The organism is Tolypothrix sp. VBCCA 56010, from assembly GCF_050875635.1.
In the GTDB taxonomy this organism is placed as follows: domain Bacteria; phylum Cyanobacteriota; class Cyanobacteriia; order Cyanobacteriales; family Nostocaceae; genus Hassallia.
Genome location: NZ_JBPAOH010000459.1, coordinates 1 through 373, shown reverse-complemented (window position 1 = coordinate 373; position 373 = coordinate 1). Strand labels below are relative to the sequence as shown.

General features: G+C 39.4%; 1 protein-coding gene. It reads left to right on the top strand.

The features are described from left to right. Window positions 1-373: Uma2 family endonuclease (locus tag AABK37_RS41985; protein WP_432557269.1), on the top strand; the 373-nt coding region annotated here is incomplete at both ends.

The window sequence follows — 373 nt, the reverse complement described above, 5'->3', positions numbered from 1 at the left end:
TTTTACGCTGCGGGTAATTTGACAGTTTATTACAGTCCACGTCAGCGCAAATCAGAAGAGTTCAGGGGACCAGATTTTTTTGTCGTACTGGACACTGAACGCAAAGTTCGTAAAAGTTGGGTTGTTTGGGAAGAAGACGGCAAATATCCAAATCTGATTGTAGAACTTCTCTCAGATTCTACAGCGTCTACTGACAAAGGCTTGAAAAAACAGATTTATCAAGATATCTTTCGCACTCCAGAATATTTCTGGTTTGACCCGAATAATTTAGAATTTGCTGGGTTTATTTTACTTGGTGGTATTTATCGACCGATAGAACCTAATTCAATCGGATGGTTGTGGAGTCAACAGCTAAACTTGTATTTGGGTGTTC